This is a genomic window from Porphyromonas sp. (assembly GCF_030529325.1).
Classification (GTDB): Bacteria; Bacteroidota; Bacteroidia; order Bacteroidales; family Porphyromonadaceae; genus Porphyromonas_A.
This window is the reverse complement of the sequence record NZ_JAUMXC010000014.1, coordinates 21,721-42,401: the sequence shown is the minus strand read 5'-3', so window position 1 is coordinate 42,401 and position 20,681 is coordinate 21,721. Positions and strand designations below refer to the sequence as shown.

19 protein-coding genes and 1 tRNA gene are annotated in these 20,681 nt (G+C 43.0%); 3 read left to right on the top strand and 17 right to left on the bottom strand.

What is annotated here, in order from left to right; all coding sequences use genetic code 11:
• Positions 1-43: 43 nt before the first annotated feature.
• From Q4A14_RS03735 to Q4A14_RS03720, 4 genes are all read right to left on the bottom strand, one after another.
• A tRNA-Pro gene (locus tag Q4A14_RS03735) sits at positions 44-118 on the bottom strand.
• A gap of 145 nt (positions 119-263) precedes the next feature.
• The gene (locus Q4A14_RS03730; protein ID WP_303170034.1) at positions 264-1,064 is read right to left on the bottom strand and encodes a nitrilase-related carbon-nitrogen hydrolase; all 801 of its coding nucleotides are present in this window, start codon (positions 1,062-1,064) and stop codon (positions 264-266) included.
• Between the two features lie 5 nt (positions 1,065-1,069).
• A complete protein-coding gene (locus Q4A14_RS03725; protein ID WP_303170032.1) occupies positions 1,070-1,618 on the bottom strand; it encodes a 1-acyl-sn-glycerol-3-phosphate acyltransferase in 549 nt (182 codons plus the stop codon).
• A 75-nt stretch (positions 1,619-1,693) separates the two neighbouring features.
• The gene (locus Q4A14_RS03720) at positions 1,694-3,319 is read right to left on the bottom strand and encodes a glycosyltransferase (protein ID WP_303170031.1); all 1,626 of its coding nucleotides are present in this window, start codon (positions 3,317-3,319) and stop codon (positions 1,694-1,696) included.
• A 545-nt stretch (positions 3,320-3,864) separates the two neighbouring features.
• On the opposite strand from Q4A14_RS03720, the gene tsaD reads away from it, so the two are divergent.
• Genes tsaD through Q4A14_RS03705 form a run of 3 tightly spaced genes read left to right on the top strand, consistent with a single transcriptional unit; the run spans position 3,865 to position 6,933 of the window.
• Positions 3,865-4,899 (top strand): tRNA (adenosine(37)-N6)-threonylcarbamoyltransferase complex transferase subunit TsaD, encoded by a 1,035-nt coding sequence (gene tsaD / locus Q4A14_RS03715; RefSeq protein ID WP_303170030.1) that lies wholly within the window; start codon positions 3,865-3,867, stop codon positions 4,897-4,899.
• A gap of 1 nt (position 4,900) precedes the next feature.
• The gene (locus Q4A14_RS03710; RefSeq protein WP_303170029.1) at positions 4,901-5,395 is read left to right on the top strand and encodes a CinA family protein; all 495 of its coding nucleotides are present in this window, start codon (positions 4,901-4,903) and stop codon (positions 5,393-5,395) included.
• Between the two features lie 8 nt (positions 5,396-5,403).
• Positions 5,404-6,933, top strand: coding sequence for an ATP-dependent DNA helicase RecQ (locus tag Q4A14_RS03705; RefSeq protein ID WP_303170028.1), 1,530 nt, complete (start codon positions 5,404-5,406; stop codon positions 6,931-6,933).
• Positions 6,934-7,014: 81 nt separating this feature from the next.
• On the opposite strand, the gene cbiB is transcribed toward Q4A14_RS03705, so the two are convergent.
• From cbiB to Q4A14_RS03640, 13 genes are all read right to left on the bottom strand, one after another.
• Positions 7,015-7,929 (bottom strand): adenosylcobinamide-phosphate synthase CbiB, encoded by a 915-nt coding sequence (cbiB, locus tag Q4A14_RS03700; RefSeq protein ID WP_368492354.1) that lies wholly within the window; start codon positions 7,927-7,929, stop codon positions 7,015-7,017.
• Positions 7,930-7,960: 31 nt separating this feature from the next.
• Positions 7,961-8,989, bottom strand: coding sequence for a histidinol-phosphate transaminase (locus Q4A14_RS03695; protein WP_303170026.1), 1,029 nt, complete (start codon positions 8,987-8,989; stop codon positions 7,961-7,963).
• Positions 8,986-10,452: a cobyric acid synthase gene (locus tag Q4A14_RS03690; protein ID WP_303170025.1), complete on the bottom strand. Its 1,467-nt coding sequence runs from the start codon at positions 10,450-10,452 to the stop codon at positions 8,986-8,988. The genes Q4A14_RS03695 and Q4A14_RS03690 overlap by 4 nt, the downstream gene beginning before the upstream one ends.
• 4 nt (positions 10,453-10,456) lie before the next feature.
• A complete protein-coding gene (gene cobC, locus Q4A14_RS03685) occupies positions 10,457-11,008 on the bottom strand; it encodes an alpha-ribazole phosphatase (RefSeq protein ID WP_303170023.1) in 552 nt (183 codons plus the stop codon).
• 4 nt (positions 11,009-11,012) lie between these two features.
• Positions 11,013-11,807 (bottom strand): adenosylcobinamide-GDP ribazoletransferase, encoded by a 795-nt coding sequence (gene cobS / locus Q4A14_RS03680; protein WP_303170021.1) that lies wholly within the window; start codon positions 11,805-11,807, stop codon positions 11,013-11,015.
• A gap of 226 nt (positions 11,808-12,033) precedes the next feature.
• The gene (gene cobT, locus Q4A14_RS03675) at positions 12,034-13,050 is read right to left on the bottom strand and encodes a nicotinate-nucleotide--dimethylbenzimidazole phosphoribosyltransferase (protein WP_303170020.1); all 1,017 of its coding nucleotides are present in this window, start codon (positions 13,048-13,050) and stop codon (positions 12,034-12,036) included.
• Positions 13,051-13,071: 21 nt separating this feature from the next.
• Entirely contained in the window at positions 13,072-13,584 is a 513-nt protein-coding gene (locus tag Q4A14_RS03670) for a bifunctional adenosylcobinamide kinase/adenosylcobinamide-phosphate guanylyltransferase (RefSeq protein ID WP_303170018.1), read from the bottom strand.
• Between the two features lie 24 nt (positions 13,585-13,608).
• Positions 13,609-14,697 (bottom strand): peptide chain release factor 1, encoded by a 1,089-nt coding sequence (gene prfA, locus Q4A14_RS03665; protein ID WP_303170017.1) that lies wholly within the window; start codon positions 14,695-14,697, stop codon positions 13,609-13,611.
• A gap of 6 nt (positions 14,698-14,703) precedes the next feature.
• Complete coding sequence (locus tag Q4A14_RS03660; RefSeq protein ID WP_303170015.1) at positions 14,704-15,882, bottom strand: AIR synthase-related protein; 1,179 nt, start codon at positions 15,880-15,882, stop codon at positions 14,704-14,706.
• A 93-nt stretch (positions 15,883-15,975) separates the two neighbouring features.
• A complete protein-coding gene (locus Q4A14_RS03655) occupies positions 15,976-17,487 on the bottom strand; it encodes a glycoside hydrolase family 10 protein (RefSeq protein ID WP_303170013.1) in 1,512 nt (503 codons plus the stop codon).
• 5 nt (positions 17,488-17,492) lie between these two features.
• Complete coding sequence (gene panC, locus Q4A14_RS03650; RefSeq protein WP_303170011.1) at positions 17,493-18,356, bottom strand: pantoate--beta-alanine ligase; 864 nt, start codon at positions 18,354-18,356, stop codon at positions 17,493-17,495.
• 292 nt (positions 18,357-18,648) lie between these two features.
• Entirely contained in the window at positions 18,649-19,527 is an 879-nt protein-coding gene (locus Q4A14_RS03645) for a phosphatidate cytidylyltransferase (protein WP_303170009.1), read from the bottom strand.
• Positions 19,528-19,560: 33 nt separating this feature from the next.
• Entirely contained in the window at positions 19,561-20,679 is a 1,119-nt protein-coding gene (locus Q4A14_RS03640) for an endonuclease/exonuclease/phosphatase family protein (protein ID WP_303170008.1), read from the bottom strand.
• Positions 20,680-20,681 lie beyond the last annotated feature (2 nt).

Below are 20,681 nucleotides of genomic sequence, written 5' to 3'. Positions count from 1 at the left end.
TAACCAAATCTTTGACTTTGATTATCAACACCTTTGTTTCAAGTCGGGGTACCAGGATTCGAACCTGGGACCCCCTGCTCCCAAAGCAGGTGCGCTAACCGGACTGCGCTACACCCCGTGTTTTTTCTTTTGCTCTGCAAATTTAGGTATTTATTTCAGACCATCCAAATATTTAGACGCTTTTTTCAGCATTTCATTGTCACGATTTCAAATAAGAATTCGGTAACAAAATATTTATCAACAAGATAGGCAGAGAAAAAAAATTACAATAGCTTGAAAATGTCCGCATCTTGAAGGACAGGAAATGAATTCCGAAATCCTTTCACTTCACATCTGTCTAAAGAAACCTTTATGACACACTCCTCATCTCTGATTATTTCATGCAACAGATCACCCTTAGGTCCTGCAATAACAGAATCCCCGGGATAGAGCAAAGTCTTTGGTCCTTGCCCCACTCGATTACATCCCAAAACATAAGCCTGGTTGTCGATCGCTCTCGCCCGAAGCAAAGCTTTCCAAGCCTCTTGACGAGGATAAGGCCAATTTGCAGTGCAAAGGATCATATCATAAGGTATCTCATCACTGTACCTCATCCAAACCGGAAATCTTAAATCATAGCATATCGTCAGAAAGATATTCCAACCTCTCCAACTCACCATACAGCGTTTGTTTCCGGCTTCAAAAAATTTAGCTTCGCCCCCGGGTCCAAATAAGTGTACCTTGTGGTACTCCTCCTGAACTCCTTCAGAGACATCCAGAAATACCCCGGCATTTGCAAGCTTTCCCCCGTCCAAAACTTTGAGCAGGCTTCCATAGACAGCACAACCGTAGTTCTTAGAGAGTTCTTTCATGATATTCAAGCCTCGGTCATAGGCATCCGAAATACCGGTCTCCATTTTTGTGACAAAACCGGTTGTCCACATTTCAGGCAGGAGCAATAAGTCAATTTCATCCAAAGCGGTGTGCTCCAGTATCAAACGAAGATGCGCAATATTTTGATCGATATCACACTGTACCTGTTGCATCTGAATCAGAGCAACATTGATGATATTTTTAGCTTCCATTAGCACTACTCGCTATACTTTTCAGGGAATTTCGCCATATCTGCGCTGTAGCGCGAACGTATATAAGCGATATCAGCCACCATGTCACCAGTTGGAGTAAAGACCTCAAAGATTCCGAGTTCTTTCTTTCTATAATCTATTCTTGCCAACTCAATAACAATACCTGCCCCTGAGGCTATACGCCAAAAGCCTGTCTTCCACTCATCTCTCTTTGATCGAGTGCCCTCAGGAGTCACAGCGATATTGTAGTCGTTTTTTTTTGCAAACCCTTCGATGATCTGATCCACAGTAGAAGTTTTCTTATTTCTATCAACAGCGACTCCTCCGAGCAACTTAAAAAAGAAGTTGAGAGGAAATACAAACCACTCTTTTTTGATCAAGAAGTGAGGCTTACGTCCCATGGACAGGTAATAAAAAAGCCCTAAGGGAAAGTCCCAGTTACTCGTATGAGGTGCAACACATATCACAGATTTGCGAGAGAGCTGTTTTGGATAAATAGGCTTCCAGCCAAATATTTTAAGAAGTTTACCCCAAAAGGGCCTATACTCTACCATTGTCAATAGTATATTCGTTATAAATCAGTCGCAAATTTACCGTTTTTCTCCCACATATGAAGATCTTACGATACTCTACCGGCCTAATGCTTTATTGAACAACTGCTTATAGTGTGTATAAAACTTACCCCAATAGGCTTCCTTAGAGAGCTTGATTGCTGCCACTGACACATCCTTCCTTTCCTTTTCGGGTAAGACTGTAAATGATGATATTATCTGTGCCAATCTCTCAGCCAAGTATTGCATATTATGATCATTACGGTGTAGAATCTCGACCCCGCAGTTTGAGACAGATGGTTCCGGAAGCATTTCCTTTACCCACATTCCAAATCCGGACTTATCCGTAGTCACAGTAGGCACTCCAAAGGCAATACTCTCAAGAGGTGTATACCCCCAAGGTTCGTAGTATGAGGGGAAAAGAGTAAGATCAGTCCCGGCCAAGAAGTCGTAGTAGTTCATATCAACGATACCATCATTCCCATCAAGATATGAAGGGACATATACAGGATACACCCCTACCCCCCATTTTTCCTTATGAGATGACAAATGTTTGTATATGGGATTGTTGTGAGGTTCATTCAATCGGTGAGACAACATTGGCTCTCTCATCGGTTTGGAAAACACGCCACCCACTTTCAACGCATTTGCCAAATCCTCTCTTGCTCCGCTTATCCATCCGGGAATGAGAACAAGAGCTATGATATCCTTATCCACCTTCTCATCCTCCGCTACATGGGCAATGGCCTCAATATAAGCATCCAACCCTTTGTTTCGGTACTCGCTCCGCCCTGAAGTCGCAATGATGAGAGCATCGGGTTCTATAGCTTTACCGTAGAGAGTATGTGCAATCTTTATAATCCTCTGACGCGCAGTATTTCTTATATCCTTGAGATCTGCAGAATCAGGAACAAACCCCGGCTCAAAACCGTTCGGAACAACTACATCAACAGCCTTTCCCAAAAGCTGTCCACACTCCACATCCGTCACTTTACTGACAGTGCCAAAAGCATCAGCCTGATGCGCTGCAAGTCGTTCGAGAGTATGCTTTGCCTGTACGTTCAGTTCAGATGCCATTTGATTGCCGTTAAAGTATTTCATACTGTCATACAGAGGTTTACCATTCCCTGCAATAGATCGACCTACAGTTGTGGCATGAGTGACGAAAACTGTCTTTATGGACGGAGTATAAGACTTGAGGTATAAGAGACCCATGCCTGTAGTCCATTCGTTGAAAATCGAAACAATATTACCATCGATAGCCCCCAATTGTTGCCAAGCCATCATCACTTTAGCAGCAGCAATACTGAACATACACGCCTCATCATAATCTCCATAACCCAGTTCGCTACGGATACCATGCTTCTCCCACATTTCAAAATACAACGCGTCTTGTTGCTCATAGAGTGATCTAAAGTCCACGAGGGCACACAACGGCTGTCCGGGAACGTCCCAATAGCCGATTTTGACAGGCAAATGAGTAACCTCAGAAAGAGCGAGTCCCCATCTCTCAGTCAGTACTTTATCCTCATTAAAATCAGTTGATTCTCTACCATCTATCCAGGGGCCGATAAAAAGTATTCGCTCCCTATCTCCCATATCTTCAAGCATCACAGCAGCACGTGTACTCAATACAGTGTATATGCCTCCAACTTTGTTACATACTTCCCACGAAGTCTCAAATATAAAATCAGGCTTTATCATTGTTCTTCTCAGTAAATTCTATTTTTGATACTGTTTTTAACAGATATATCTTTAGTAAAACCCTTAAACACAACAAAAAGTTGTATCAAAGTATCCACAAATTCCCACAAAATCAGATGCAGAGACTCTTCGTGACCAGAATGAGTCAAAACCAATATCCAAGTCCCCTACAATCTCCATATGAAATCTTTTTCATACAATCATGGGATTCCAATCTTTAGTAAGTCTAAATATCCTCTGAAAAAGGTTGTCTAACTTGTTTCATCAAGGTAAAGACCTTGAGAAATCAAGATGCCTACCTTGATGTCGAAGGTTGTATATCTTGGTTCCAAAGAGATCAAAACCATCACCACCGAGAAAATATCAACAAGCAAACATCATCTCAATAGCGCTAACCTTTAAGATCCCACAATAAACACATGGCACCACGACATATTTCATGGACAGACATCAAACTCAAAAATGTTTGGGGCTGATATTTAATGTGCGTAAATTTGTAGAGTGTTCGCTTTCGGACATTTATAATATTTTGAAACATATATTTCATGACACATATCAATCCAAATACTTTAATCCTTGGGATCGAATCTTCTTGTGACGATACTTCTGCTGCGGTGTTACGTGGAGACCAACTTTTGTCCAACGTCATAGCAGGGCAGAAGGTGCATGAGGCTTACGGAGGTGTAGTCCCCGAATTGGCAAGCCGTGCCCATCTGCAAAATATCGTTCCTGTGGTCAGCGAGGCTCTCAAACAAGCTGGAGTCAAGGCCGAAGAACTTAATGCCATTGCATTCACAAGAGGCCCAGGTCTATTGGGGTCGCTATTAGTTGGCACGACCTTTGCGAAAGGGATAGCCCTTGGGCTTGATATCCCACTTGTAGATGTCAATCATTTACAGGCTCACGTACTCGCCCATTATATCCAAAAGCCGAACGAAAGGGTCGAGACACCAAAATTTCCCTTCATCTGTCTGCTTGTTTCCGGAGGAAACTCCCAGATTATCCTTGTACGATCGTCCTTTGACATGGAAATTATCGGCAAAACCATCGATGATGCTGCCGGAGAAGCATTTGACAAGTGTGCTAAAGTTATGGGGCTTGGTTATCCCGGGGGACCTATCGTCAACAAGTTGGCACTGCAAGGCAACCCTGAAGCCTTTCACTTTGCAAAGCCTCAGATTGCAGGATTTGATTATAGCTTTAGCGGACTCAAGACATCATTCCTTTACACTCTCAGGGATGAACTTGCAAAAGACCCGGATTTTGTGGTCAATCGGAAAGAGGATCTCTGCGCTTCGCTTCAAAAAACCATCATAGATATATTGATGAATAAACTTGAAAAGGCCGCAAAAGCTCATGGCATCAAGGAGGTTGCTCTTGCCGGTGGAGTCTCGGCCAACTCAGGATTGCGCGATGCCTTTGTTGAGTACGGTCAACGAACAGGGAACAAAGTATTTATACCACCATTCGCATACACGACAGACAATGCAGCCATGGTTGCCATGGCCGGTAGCTTTGCCTTTGCAGAGGGGCATCGTTGCAGCATAGATGCCGCACCCTACTCTCGTGTGCAAATATAATATGTCAGATCTAAGGAGAAACATATATGAAATAGCTAACGCTATAGCAGAAAGACTTTCCTCTACAGCATCGACTATTTCAGTGGCTGAGAGTTGTACGGGAGGGGCTATTGCATCGTCTCTTTGTGCCATATCGGGTGCTTCCGGATGGTTCGATACCGGTATTGTCGCCTATACTTATGAGAGTAAAAAAAATCAGCTAAACATCCCCCAAAGCATACTTGATAAAGGTTTGGTAACAAGGGAAACCGCAGAGGCTATGGCCATCAATGTCCGGTCTCTGAGTTCTACAGTTTTTTCTATTGCGACAACGGGAGTATGCGGTCCCACCGAAAATGAGGGACATGCCCCATGTTATGTATGGATCGCCGTAGCATCGGCAGACGGAGTCTATAGCTATCTTTATCAGTCAACAGATGCCGGAAGAGAACAAAACATCTTATCTACAACTGAAGCTTCTCTTACTCTACTCCTCTCAATCATTAACAAGCAATAGCCACAATCATGACAGATCTGAAATCAGCATTATTTCAGTACTTCGGGCACAAAGAGTTTAGACCTCTACAGGAAGAGATCATCCGAACAGTACTGGCAGGTCATGACCAACTGGCAGTGCTACCTACGGGGGCAGGAAAGTCTCTTTGCTATCAATTGCCGGCATTGTTAATGAAAGGCTGTACATTGGTCGTATCTCCCCTTATTGCTTTGATGAAAGATCAGATCATTGCTCTGGAAGACAGAGGTATTCCATCTGCAACACTCAACAGTACTCTGACAAGCAAAAGACGGGAGGAAGTAGTGAATCGCTTGCTTATGGGCCATCTTAAGTTGTTGTATGTGGCTCCGGAGACGTTACTTTCTCCTTCTGTATTTGATATGCTTCAGCGTGCTCCTATATCTTTAGTTGCTATCGATGAGGCACACTGTATATCTCAATGGGGGCACGACTTCAGACCCGAATATTCTCAACTTGGGATTATCAAACGATATTACCCTGACCTCCCCATCATTGCTCTCACTGCAACCGCAGATGAGGCAACTCGACAAGATATCGTCTCAAAGTTGGAACTTCATACACCCAAGATAATCGTTGGAGATTTTGATAGGCCTAATCTTTACTTAGAAGTACGAAGAGGGTATAAAAAGGCAGATAAGCTGATCGCTATAAAGCAATTTATCAATGACCATGACAACTCATGCGGAATTATCTATTGCAACAAACGAAGTGAGACAGAGACCCTGTCAAAAGAGCTTAATGCCATGGGGATCAAAGCTCTGCCGTATCATGCCACAATGTCTGTCAAAGATAGGGAAATAGTACATAGGACCTTCGTCTCAGGCCAAGTGGAGGCTGTCTGTGCAACAGTAGCATTTGGAATGGGGATAGATAAAGCTGACATACGTTGGGTAATCCACTACAATATGCCGAAAAATGTGGAGGGATATTATCAAGAGATTGGACGCGCCGGACGTGACGGTCAGCCTGCCGATACTTTATTATTCTACTCTTATACAGATATTTTTGTCGTTGAGAAACTGATCAGTGAGAGTGGACAGCATGATCTTGTCCGACAAAAAATGGAGTACATGAAGAGGTATTGTGAGGCAAATATATGTCGTCGAAAAATACTTTTGGGATATTTCGGTTACCCTCGCAAGGATAATTGTAACAACTGTGATGTCTGCCTCAATCCTGCACCTCAATCGATAGATGGGGTCACTATAGCCCAAAAGGCTATGAGTGCAATAATACGTACTGGCGAGCGCGTCAATCTCAGTATGACAATAGATATCTTGAGGGGATCAAAAAAATATGAAGTCCTTGCAAACAAATATCATCATCTCCCTACTTATGGAGTGGGACAAGATTTGTCGACTGTACACTGGAGGGAATACATATATCAGATGATTCAAAATGGTCTCCTTAAAATTGATTACGTGAATAACTATGCGCTTAAAGTGACCCTCATCGGACATGAAGTTCTAAGGGGAAAAAGACCATTCAGATTGATACCTCTCATGTTAAAAAAATAAAATCAGGACTTTTTAAAGGTCCTGATTCTTTATTGAATAGTTATATCCTATCAATACTTATCCCTAAAACCTTTTCCGGTGTTAGAAACAAGAGATAAACGTACTTATCAAAGCAATAAGAAATACCATTATGGCTGTTGTTTTGGCGTTTATTATACAAGCTTTGATGATATCTGAGTGGGTGACCTCCCTCGGATTGTCTCCGATGTATGGCTTGTTTACCAATTTTCCATGGTAAATGTTGGGGCCTCCAAATTGGCAGTCCAATATCCCTGCAAGGGCGGATTCAGGATACCCGGAATTGGGGCTTGAATGATGGCGGGCATATTTTTGCATTGACTTGAACCCTCTTAGACTCGGTGGTAATAAAACCATAATAAATGCTGTCAGACGTGCCGGAATATAATTTGCACCGTCATCCAATATCCTCGCAGCAAACCACCCGAAATCTCCATATTTATCATTTTTATACCCGATCATGGAGTCAAGAGTATTGATCATCTTGTAAGCCATCATCAATGGAATGCCTCCAATAGCATAAAAGAAAAGAGGAGCTATGACTCCATCACTAAGATTTTCCGCAAGAGTCTCAAGGGTCGCTGTCCTTATCTGATGAAAAGAGAGGTTAGATGTATCTCGACCTACTATATATCCGACTTGCCTGCGAGCAATTGCCAGGTCTCCTTTGTTTACTTCTCTCTCTACTTTCCATGCCTCCTTAATAAGGCTATGATTACATACCCCGAAAAAGAAAAAAATCGATTCAATACACCATCGTAAGATGTCGTTATCACGGAGTGAGAAACTGATCAGATAAAAAATCATAAATGTCAAGGCTACAAGACTTAAGGCAACTATCGTTCCTTTGACTTTTCGATGCATCCCATAATTGAATCTCCTATCGCACCATGAAATCACCTTACCAAACAACCTTATAGGATGAGGCATCCGATAAGGATCCCCAATAATACTGTCCAATGTAATCCCGATAAACATGGGGATCAATAAGTCCGGGTTGAATTGCATGTTACAGTGACTGGATATACATTGATATTGCTTGGCAAAGAAGATCATTTCTTTCTTCGCCTTGTGTTGATATCCTAAAATGCTGATTGGTTAATCCCCTGAAATTATCAGCATTTCGGATCAATAGCCCATGTTGTGCCACCAAATATTCTTTTAGTTCGGCACTTGTGCCTTTTTTCAATCGACAGAGAAAAAAACTGCACTGAGAAGGGACTACTTCAATCCCATCGATCTGACTTAGTTTTTTTTGGAACTGTCGGGACTCTTTGCACAAGGCCTCAGCGTCCGGCTGTAGAGCATCATAATTTTTCACTATAAACTCTCCTGCAATCAGCGCAACACTATTTACACTCCAAGGCAGGCGAAAATGCTTTAATTGGGAAATAATCTTGGCCGATGCTATCACATAACCCAGCCTGAGACCGGGTATTGCAAAAGTCTTGGTCAGCGAGTGGATAGTGATCAGATTGGGATATTGATCATGAAGTTTGACTATAGGAGAGATACCAGGGCACAGTTCGCTATAAGCACTGTCAACGATGATATAGGTATCCGGATTCTTCCTACAGAGCTCTTCGACAGCATCAATAGGAATGATAAAACCGTCCGGGTTATTGGGCAAAGCAAACCAAATGGTTTTGGATTGATGTATCTTAGTTGTTGCCAATGCTTCTATCGGAACAAACTCTATCTTGTGCTTATACAAGGTGCAAGCATCTTCATACTCTGCAAAAGACGGATAGGTCACAATAGATCTTTGAGACTCAAAGAGATGTCCAAGTAGATAAAAACTCTCTGCCGATCCGTTTGTAACCAAAAGGTCATTCGCCGATGTCAGCTGATGATGGTCTTTTAGTAAAGCTGTCAGCTTGCTGGCAGATGGATCAGGGTAATTATGTATACACCGTAGATTATCTTTGATATGTTCGGCTACTTGATCTCCGTGATGGCAATAAGGTACGTTCGAACTAAAATCGCCTATGATTTTATTCAAATACTTATATGCATCATCTCCATGCCCATGTATCATAACTCAAGAGTTTTGTATACATAATCCACATCAATATGATCTCGAATGAGTTGAGCCAACTGATCGTAGCCCTCCTCTTTTTTAGACTTATAGTCTATCGTTGAGGAAAATGTCTGGTCAATTTGTTTGATGACAAATGTGATCACAGAAGCGTTATCAAAAATACCATGAACATAGGTTCCCCAGACTTTGTCATTCAGGTAGTATCCATCTTCGTAGCCATTGCTGAGAATACATAGGGGACTTGGCTGGGTTGTCGCGGTTTTCCCGGCATGTATCTCATACCCTTCGCCAGACACGTCTTTCTTTATAAATGTAAACCTGCATTGGCTGGTCTGCTTACCTTTTTCAAGAGTTGTGACCGTTGGGGTTATATTAAGACCTTCTATCTCAGGAATATCACCCTCAATTCCATAAGGATCAAGAATTTTTTTGCCCATCATTTGGTAACCTCCACAGATACCGTACAAGCTTTTATTTTTAGATATATGTTCCTTGATAACCCTATCTATACCTTTCTGTTTTAGTATTTTAAGATCGGAAATAGTATTCTTTGATCCAGGAATGATGATAATATCAGCACACAGAAGATTTTCCGGATCATCACTATAATATAGGTGTACACCAGGGGTGTGCTGAAGCATATTGAAGTCCGTGAAGTTGGACATATACTTGAGCAGTACCACACCGATATTTATCTTCCCCTCAATGGGAGCCCTGCTACTGTGGTCTATCGCGACACCATCCTCTTGCTCGATGAATATGTCCTTGGCGTAGGGGACTACTCCTACGACGGGTATGCCCGTAAGCTCTTCGATGATTTTACGTCCTTCGTCAAAGAGGCGCAAGTCCCCTCTAAACTTGTTGATGATTATTCCCTTGATGGCTTCTTTTTGCTCCTTTGGGAGTAAGGCTATCGTTCCATATACACTCGCAAATACACCTCCCCTGTCGATGTCTGCGACAAGATAAGTTGCAGCTCCGGTCCTTAGTGCAACCCTCATATTTACGATATCCTTCTTCCAAAGGTTGATCTCCGAAATACTGCCCGCTCCTTCTATAACTATAGGATTGTAATTCTCACTAAGTTTGTTGTATGACTTTATGACCTCCTCAAACAGTGCATCTCTGTCGGTCTCGTTGAAGTATTCAGATGCCGACTTATTGCCTGATGGTTTCCCATTGAGTACAACTTGTGAGGTGAGATTATTGGTAGGCTTGAGCAGCACGGGGTTCATCTCCACACAACAAGGTATCTTGCAGGCTTCGGCTTGAACCGCTTGGGCACGTCCTATTTCAAGGTTGTCTATGGTTGCGTAGCTGTTGAGCGACATATTTTGTGCCTTGAAGGGTGCAGGACGATATCCATCCTGAACGAACATACGACAGAAACCGGTATTGATGACAGACTTTCCGACGTCGGAGCCTGTGCCAACGAACATTATGGGACGGAGTTTTTTCATTTATCTATTTGATGAAAGAGGAGAGGTTTATATGGGGATAAGTTATGAGAGCCCCATAGTCTATGGGCGTTTGGAAGGCTTCGTCCACACTGATGCCATCCAATAGGTGCATGAACGCTCGGATGACCCCTGCATGGGTGACGATGAGGATCTCTTCACCTCCTTTTTGATGCAAATCACAGATGAAGTGATGGACTCTTTGTATCAAGGCGAAGTAGGACTCTCCGTTAGGTGTTGGAGTATTGACATAGTCGTCGAACCACTCTTTGCCCTCTCTTGTGCTATATATGTCGTCCCATTGCCAGCCCTCCCAGACTCCGAAGTTTAGCTCCATAAGTCTTGGATCTTCTATGGCTGTAGGACTCAAGTAGTTGGCAAGGAGTTTACACCGAGACAGAGGACTAGAGAATACGGCCCCAAATGTTTTTCCTCCGAGCGATGACGATATTTTCTCCCATTCTTCTGCATAAGATGAGCTAAGAGCTACATCCATTTGTCCGTAGCAAATGCCGGGAGGCAAAGAGACTTGTGTATGACGCAGAAGAGAGAGAGTCATAATCTTAAGGATATATAGATAGCATGACACTGGCAGAGAGGTAAAATGCAACTTCGCAAAACTGCTCAAGTGCTCCTAATGTGTCGCCGGTGTACCCTCCGATGCGTCTTTCTGTATACCATTTCATGACAAAAAGTATGAGTACATATACAGGTATGACTATCGCTGAGACTTCCCATGGTAGGAGCAGTAGTGGGAGACCGGCAAAAAGTGTTGCAATAGTTGTCGTGACGTTGTCTATCCTGATGCGAAGGTGTAGAGATTTGCTTTTTTGATTCTCGTTTCTTGCGTATGTCGATATCTTGGAGGTAATGATCGGCATGAGACGAGCAGAAGCACCTGAGGCAATGAATATCCAAGGAATATACTGCCCTGAAAGTGATAAAAGTAAGGTGTATTTGGTCAGAAGTAGAAAGATCAGAGACAAGACTCCATAAGCTCCGATATGGCTATCTTTCATTATTTCCAAAGCCTTTTCTTTGTCATGACTACCCCCAAAGGCATCAAAGAAGTCCGAGAAACCGTCTTCATGAAGGGCTCCTGTCATAATTACCCCGGCTATGATGCCCAACAGCACACTGATGTACTGAGGTAAGATGAGATCAGACAATGTGTATACTAAGGCTGATATCCCGCCAACAACAATCCCCACCAAAGGAAAGTAACGAAAGGCTTTGATCAAATTCTGATCAGAGTAGTCGATCTTTCCTATCGGAATCCTGCTGTAAAAGAGGAAGGCATGCCGAAGTAAATTCAATTGGTTTCGAACTGATAGCAGAAACTTTGGAGTCTTACGCATCGTTGTTGGACGTGTTTATTAGGGGCTGACTGACAGAAGGGCAAGCTTTCGGTTTCTGTTGAGGCACGGACGACCGTCCGTGCCTTGACGGAATATTTTCCGTTCCGTGACAGAATGGATTCTGTCTGTCGTCAAACAAAGCCGATAGCCTTATTCTAATTTCTTATGTTTTTTAGGGGGGATTAAGAGTGAATGACTTTTTCTATTTCTCCTGCTTCTGAGGTCCTCATCTATGTTTTTCGACCTCGAAGACACCGGTCTCGTCAAAACTTGCCATTTCGTTGAGAAAGACCAAAGCAGATTGTATGATAGGATAGGCAATAGCTACCCCCGTACCTTCACCTAAACGTAAGTCTAAGTGCAGGATGGGATCTCCCTTCATGTGTTCGACCATGGATGCGTGTCCAGGCTCTTTCGATGCATGGCTGAAGATAACATTGTCCATTATATCCGGTTGCATTTCGTAAGCAGCCAAGAACCCCGATGATGTGATAAATCCATCAGCTATGATCAACATATTAAGTCGCTTTGCCTCAAGCACTGCACCACAAATCATGGCAATTTCAATACCTCCGAAGGTGGCAAGAGTCTCAAGAGGTGTTTGTGGGTTATATTTTTCTGAAACCTCTTTTAGGATATTGTACTTATGTTTTAGCCCCTCATCGGTAAGTCCTGCACCTCTTCCCACAGCAACTTCAAGAGGTGTCCCTACGAACTTGTGCAGAAGGAGAGAGGCTGGAGAGGTGTTTCCGATCCCCATCTCCCCGAATCCTATTACGTTACAGCCTTTGTTATACTCTTCTCTCACATACTCAGCTCCCTTTTGCATGGCTGTTTGACAAAGCTCGATGGTCATGGCAGGCTCGTACCTCATGTTACGAGTACCCCTTGCGAGTTTGCAACTCTCTACGTTAAGTTCCTTAGGGAAATCATAGTCCACTCCGCCATCGATAACTCGGAGGTGTATGCTGTGTTGCTTACAAAATACGCTGATACCTGCACCTCCGTTGACAAAGTTTTGCACCATCTGCCATGTTATCTCTTTAGGACAAGGACTCACGCCCTCATCAGCAATTCCATGATCTGCGGCAAATACGAGCATCGAGGGGTGTCGCAACTCGGGAGAGAGACTTTGTTGTATCTTTCCTATTTTGAATGCGATCTGCTCCAATTTACCCAAAGAACCAAGAGGCTTGGTGCGAGTATTTATTTTCTCCCAAAGTTGTTCTTCAAATGTCTTCATCAGAAAAATATTTTAGAGAGTTTAACCCTTAATTTTGACAGGGATTCCTGAGACTGTGAGATATACCTCATCCGCAGAAGAGGCGATATGCTGATTGATCCATCCGTGCATGTCTGCAAAGTGCCTGGTGGACTCATCCATCGCATGCATTCCCATACCTATTTCGTTGCTGACCACGATGAGGATGAAGTCTTGTGCGATAAACTTGTTCCACTCCTCCTTGGCTTCTGTCAAAGATGGCTGCATCTTATAATCATTATCATGATATATATTTGTCAACCAAAGAGTAACGCAGTCAAGTAGTACTACTTTATCGGACAGATTATGCCTGCTGAGGTGTTTTTCTTCCTCAAGAGTCTCCCAACTATCGCCCCTCGCCTCCTGATGAAGTTGGATGCGCTTCTCAAAGTCTGCATCCCAGTGCCTTGCAGTAGCTAAATATGTGGGGCAACTCGAAAGGCTTTCTGCAAGACTTTGAGCAAAAGCACTCTTGCCCGAACGCTGTCCTCCCGTTACAAATATAATCTTACGCATAGCTGTCAGAAGATAAGAGAGAGTTTATAACTCAGCGGATTTTAGGCGTTCGGCATTTTCTGCCACAGTCAGGGCATCAATGAGAGGCTGTATATTTCCACCAATAATATCGTTAAGTTGATACAACGTGAGGTTGATACGATGATCGGTCACACGCCCTTGAGGATAATTGTACGTACGGATCTTTGCTGATCTATCACCTGTAGATACCATTGTTTTACGCTTAGAGGCAATCTCATCTAAGTACTTCTGATGCTCAAGGTTGTATATACGAGTCCGAAGCTCTGTCATTGCCTTAGCTTTATTTTTCAGCTGTGAGCGTTCATCTTGGCTCTGCACAACGATACCTGTAGGGATGTGTACCAGTCGCACCGCAGAATAAGTCGTATTCACTGACTGTCCTCCGGCTCCGGAGCTACAGAAAAGGTCTATACGTATATCAGACTCTTTGATGTCAACCTCAAACTCGTCCGCTTCAGGCAATACTGCCACTGTGGCTGCAGAAGTATGCACACGACCCTGCGTCTCAGTCTGTGGCACACGCTGTACACGATGTACCCCTGACTCATATTTAAGAGTCCCATAAACCCCTTCACCCTCGACAGTGAAGACGATCTCCTTAAACCCACCCAGTGTGCCCTCACTCATAGATGTCGTAGTGCACTTCCATCCACGAGACTCACAGTAGCGCACATACATTTTATACAGATCTCCGGCGAATAGAGCAGCTTCATCTCCACCCGTGCCACCACGTATTTCGATGATCGTATTCTTACTATCCTCAGGATCTTTGGGTACAAGTAAGAGTTTTATTTCCTCTTCGATACGAGGGATCTCATCCTCTATAGACACGATTTCTTCTTTGATAAAAGCTACCATGTCTTCGTCTTTTTCCGAAGACAAGAGTTCTCTATTTTCTTGAAGTTGGCCTAAGAGTATTCTATACCTGTCCGTCGTGATCACAATACCTTCCAAATCTTTGTATTCACGACTGAGTTTTTCAAATCTTGCTCTATCAGATATGACGTCAGGATCCGAGATCATTGTCATGACCTCAGCAAATCTCTCCTTCAGACCTTCCGTCCGTTTGAGTATGTCAAGTCCGTCTGCCATTTAGTATCAATATTCAAAATATCCCAAAGGAGTATCCAGTACGAGCTGTTTGTTTTCTGCATCCTCCACACGGCCTATGATCTTCGCGTCAATATTGAAGCTACGAGAGATATCTATGAGTTCAGGAGCTAATGCTGCAGGCACATAAAGTTCCATACGATGTCCCATGTTGAAGACCTTGTATAGTTCCTGAGGAGGAGTTTTCCCCTCTTCCATGATCGTCTTGAATAAAGGAGGTATCTCGAACCAAGAGTCTTTAACAACCTTCTTTCCTTTGACGAAATGCATGACCTTTGTCTGCCCTCCACCGGTGCAGTGAATCATGCCATGGATACCTTTCCTATGATGCTTGAGTATCTTGGCAATGACAGGGGCGTATGTGCGGGTCGGAGAAAGTACCAATTTACCAAAGTCAACATCTGTCTCCGGAACAGGCTCTGTAAGACTTTTCTTGCCACAGTAAATAACATCGTCAGGTAGTCCGGTGTCATAGGACTCCGGATACTTCTCTGCGAGATAGTGTGCAAATACGTCATGACGAGCAGAGGTCAGACCATTGCTACCCATACCGCCATTATAAGCATCTTCGTATGTTGCCCTGCCATATGAACAAAGCCCTACGATGACATCCCCTCCTTTGATATTAGCATTGTCTATGACTTCATCACGACGCATACGACAAGTCACAGTACTATCAACAATGATTGTACGTACGAGATCACCCACATCGGCGGTTTCCCCACCGGTAGAATATATCCCCACGCCTTGGTCTCTCAATGATTGAAGGATCTCCTCTGTGCCATTGATGATTGCTCCGATGACTTCACCAGGGACAAGCCTTTTATTACGCCCGATGGTCGATGACAAGAGTATCTTGTCCGTAGCCCCCACACAGAGCAAGTCATCTATATTCATGACTATGGCATCTTGCGCTATGCCTTTCCACACCGAAAGGTCACCGGTTTCTCTCCAATACAGATAGGCTAATGAACTCTTGGTCCCGGCTCCATCAGCATGCATCAAGTTACAATACTCCGAATCACCGCCAAGGAGATCGGGAATTATCTTGCAGAATGCTTGAGGAAAGAGCCCTTTATCCACATTCTTTATTGCCTTATGTACCTCCTCTTTGTCAGCGGAGACACCTCTGAGGCGATACATTTCACTGGGGTTTATTGTTGCCATAGTATTTCATTATTTATTGCTGATACAAATATACCAAATATTACACTGAAATGCTCTCTCTCAAACCGTTTGACAAGGTGGGGGATAGAGAGTTTATTTCTGCGTCGAAGTCCTATAATAAGCATGCTTTTCAGTAGAAACGGCTTCCTGGCCGTTCCTCACATTATAGACCGAAACGGTAAATGTAATGAGAGTATCTTGTGGAATATGTGCCCAAGGTATGAGAACTTCATTTGTAAGACTTCGTGCTACCATGTGTCCGGCTTGATTCGGATTCACTTCTCCAGTAGGAGAGATATAGACGACATACATGACCTTATCTCCTGCCGACACCTCATATCGCCAAGACATCCGAAGTCCTTCTTTTTCTTCTCTAACCTCTATCTCTGAAGGCTTATTTCCGATCAAAAGGCTATCGCCCTTAAAAGGAAGTGTGGGACGAGCAAAAAGACTGTCTTTAAGTTGCTCATAGAGTCCAAATGTAGGTGAAGCAACCTGATCCGCTCTAAAAAATGCTATGCCTGATGTTTTTTGGTGCTGCTGTACATACCTTACCTGAGCCAAGATTTCATATAGTTTCCAGTCACCCTCGCCCCTCATCAGTCTGTAAGAACCAAGTCCTACAATGATAGGAGTCTTGAATAAATTGATCCAATCTTCAACAAAAGGATAAAACAAATTTTCCTTGTAGTACAGCATAGGAGCCAAAGCATCTATCTTGGTGTCCTTTTCCCATTGGAGAGGGTCTTGATGTACACTTTCGAGAGCGGTCCATCCCACCTCACCCAGGGCCTTGACCTCTCTATACTTACCAAGAGGAGAAGCACTCACCTCTATCTCCGGACGCAGCTCTTTGACCTGCTCATATATACCTGAAACGATACGATTAATATTGGATTTTCGCCACTCTTCCTTACTAAGAGAAGTACCGGACTTTGCATAGGCTAACTTATCGGGGAAATCCTCCTTGTTGGACGGATAGCGGATGTAATCCAATTGGATACCATCTATCTCATACCGACTTACGAGTTCTCTGACTATTTTTTTCAAATGCCGTATGGTATGCTCTGATGAAGGATCCATGTACCATTCGCCTTTATATCTGAGACAATGCCCGGGATACATCTTGACATAAGCATTGTGTCCCAAAGTCTTTATGTACGAAGAGGTTCCGAGTGGTAATGTCACAAGCCATGCATGAACACGCATCCCTCTTTTATGGCACTCATCTATGGCATATTGGAGAGGATCGTAGGAAAGGGCATTCAAGGACTTACCCTTTATTGCCGGACTGATGGGTTCTATTGAAGATGGATATATCAAGTCTCCCCGACCTCTGACTTGCAGGTAGACAGTATTGATGCCGGCATTGTATAACCTGTCGAGAAAAGCAGACAACTCCTTCTGCTGCCGCTTTTCATCATTTAGGGTCTGTGCCGGCTTTTTCGGCCAATCAAGATTAAATATCGTAGTGAGCCAAACTGCACGCACCTCATACTTCTTGGCTGTGAGACTGTCCACTTGGAGTCCTGCGGAAGCACAAGCAATCGATCTGTAAAAAAGTGCAGAGATTGCCAGAAGCCCGAGGATTATGAATTTCCTCATAACCGTTATTCTTTAGAGATAAAGCGAATATGATCAATCAAGCGAACATCTCCACAAAATACTGTAATGCACCCTACCACATCATCAGCATCATCCCAATTTTTCACATCTTCAAGAGTGTGTCCATCAACGATACTGAAGTATTCTACCTTGAGAAGAGGATGTTGATCTATCAAATCAACAACAAGCTTATGAACCTCAGAAATACCCGCACCTGACTTGTACGCATCGACTCCGGCTTGTAGCGCTTCAAAAATTTCAGGAGCCGCACTTCTTTGTTCAAGTGAAAGCCTGTTATTTCTTGAACTCATCGCAAGTCCATCAGACTCCCTTATAACAGGACAGGGAACAATCTCTATCTGATTCATATCCTCAGAGACCTCTGTCATACGGCGAATGACGGCAATCTGCTGGAAATCCTTCTCTCCAAAGAAAGCCTTATCAGGAGTAAGCAATCTGAAAAGTTTGCTCACCACCCATACAACACCCTCAAAATGCCCGGGACGGTGTGCCCCCTCCATGACCTCTGCCACCCTACCAATATTGAACTTAGGAGCAGTCTCTCCGGCATCATACATTTCCTCAACCGAAGGAGCAAACATCACATCTACACCTGCAAGTTGAAGTAGAGATTCATCTTGCACAGGATCGTGTGGATAAGTTATCAGGTCATTTTTGTCATTAAATTGCGTTGGGTTAAGGAAGACACTCGCAATACAAAAGTCAGTCTCAGCTTTACACCTATCGATAAGGCTGAGATGCCCGGCATGCAATCCTCCCATTGTAGGGACAAAGCCGATGCTTAAACCTTCAGACTTAGCTTTTTTGACAGCCTCTATAAGAGCGGCTTTTTCTCTTATTATGATCATAGCGTTATCTTTCATTTGTTATTCTACAGACCCCAAAGTTACAAAACATATGCTACAACTCGGCCTTTTTCGGATTTTGTAACACCACAACAATATATACATCTATCAAAATCATTGTGCCTACCTTGATGAATCGATGTGCCTACCTTGATGTGATAACTTAGACAACTTTCTCAGGCCTCTTCCGGAATGTCCGGATAAAGGGGATACATGTCAACAGACAAAAAGGCCCTCAAAGTAGGCATTTAGCTTACTTTGAGGGCTGTATGTGATGAATCTCTGAAAGCCTGATTTACTTCAGATATACTATGATTTCAATAAACATAAAAGCCGGAATGGCTGCAAAAAGAATACTGTCGATACGATCCAGAATCCCTCCATGACCAGGTAATATATTGCCGGAATCTTTTACACCATAAGTTCTCTTGATAAAAGATTCGAAGAGATCTCCCCAAGTTGAAAAAACTCCTACAAGCAAAGCAAGTATCAACCAGTAAAATACCGATGTTACTTCCGGAAATATATAATAAAAAGCAACAGCTCCAAGGAGAGTGAAAAGTATCCCACCAGCAAATCCCTCAAATGTCTTTTTGGGAGAGATACGTTCAAATAACTTATGTTTACCAAACTTTGACCCGACGAGATATGCACCGGTATCATTGAGCCAGACAAAAACAAAAATGGGCAGGAGCCAAAAGGTTCGATGGAAACTCATACTACCCAAATCAAGGCCGCTGGTAGTCCCTTTGTCTACACACAGCAACATCAACATCCCAAGAGGAATAGCAATGTATAGATGGCTGAAAAATGCGAGGCCGACTTCATATATCGGATTTTGGCGATTGCGATAGAGTTCAGCTGTGAGATAAAACAGATAGTACGCCAGGTACGGAAGCAATAGGATCAAAAAGTCCCTATATGAGACATCCTGCATCGAACTGGTAAAAATGACATAAAAGAGAAGAATCGTCATAAGGGCATGGACTATTTTTAGCATCAGCCTTTTGCGATTAATTCCGATAATACTTTGTAGTTCAAAATTGGCCTGTCCTGCAAAGATTGCAAAAACCATGCCTACTATCATGACGGAGTCAGACAATATCCCGGACAGAATAATGGCAATGTAAATGACTCCGGTAATAGTCCGAGCTAAAAGATTGGAGACCTTCATAACAAGTTTTGATATAAGAATTCTATTAAGTAATTATGGTTTTGTCAACGAAAAATCGGCAATGAGTGGATTATGATCACTGCTCTTGCCATACCGAGGCAAATCAACCCTCAAAACAGTCATCTTTTCATTATAAAAAAGATGATCTATCCTAAAATAGAATATAGGTTCATTGTAAGAGACACCAATGCCACACCCTTTATCTTTGTACGCATCTCGGAGTCTGCCTCTAAGTTTACTGTAAGTATAAGACATAGGAGTATCATTGAGATCCCCCGTAACAATGATATAGTCAGGGCGATGTTCTGACATAAGACGATTGATCTCTTTACGAACCTCTTTGGCTGCAAGAGCGCGCTTAGACAATGGCTTTCCAAGCCTACTATACAGCTCTCTTATAAGGCTTGGTATGCGCTTGAAAAAATTAGGACGTGTAACATCTGTATAGGAGTCCTTCTCCTTTTTTGTCAAGCGATAAGACTCCATATGATTATTGATCAATAGCAGAGTTTTGTCATGAGGCAGCTTAAGAAGATACGCTACAGATGCATTACCATCAGTTTTATATGGATATTCAATGGCGAACCTATTAAGTATCGGATATTTGGACAGCAAGACCAATCCTTGTGTATGCGTCTTGTAATCAAAATGCGCATCCCGGTATAGATACCTCTTACCATACTGTTTCCTAAACTCCAAAGAATTTGCATCTTCATCTCGTGAGAGTATGGCCTCCTGCAGGCATACAATATCCGCATCTTTCTCCAAAATAATTGATCGAATACTTGGGGCATCCTTACGCCCTGCAAAACCTCCGACATTATATGTCATTACCCTAAGATCATGGGGTAATGTGGACTCATTAAAAGTAATGGGATAATAGGTTTTGATATAACCTGCGGATATGACAAGAAATACCGCATGAATTAAAAGATACTTCCAGCGTTTCCTAAACAGATGCATAAATGTCATCAAAAGGAATACAATTAATATGACAGGGAAAGCGAGATTAAGGACCGCAGGAATGGAAATTATTTGGGGAGAGACATAAGGAGACAAAAGAGAGCCACCATAGAGAACAACAAGAATGATCTCCAAGACAAGCTCAATAGTCCATTTAGTCTTTGCAAATATATTGTACTTACGCATCATCT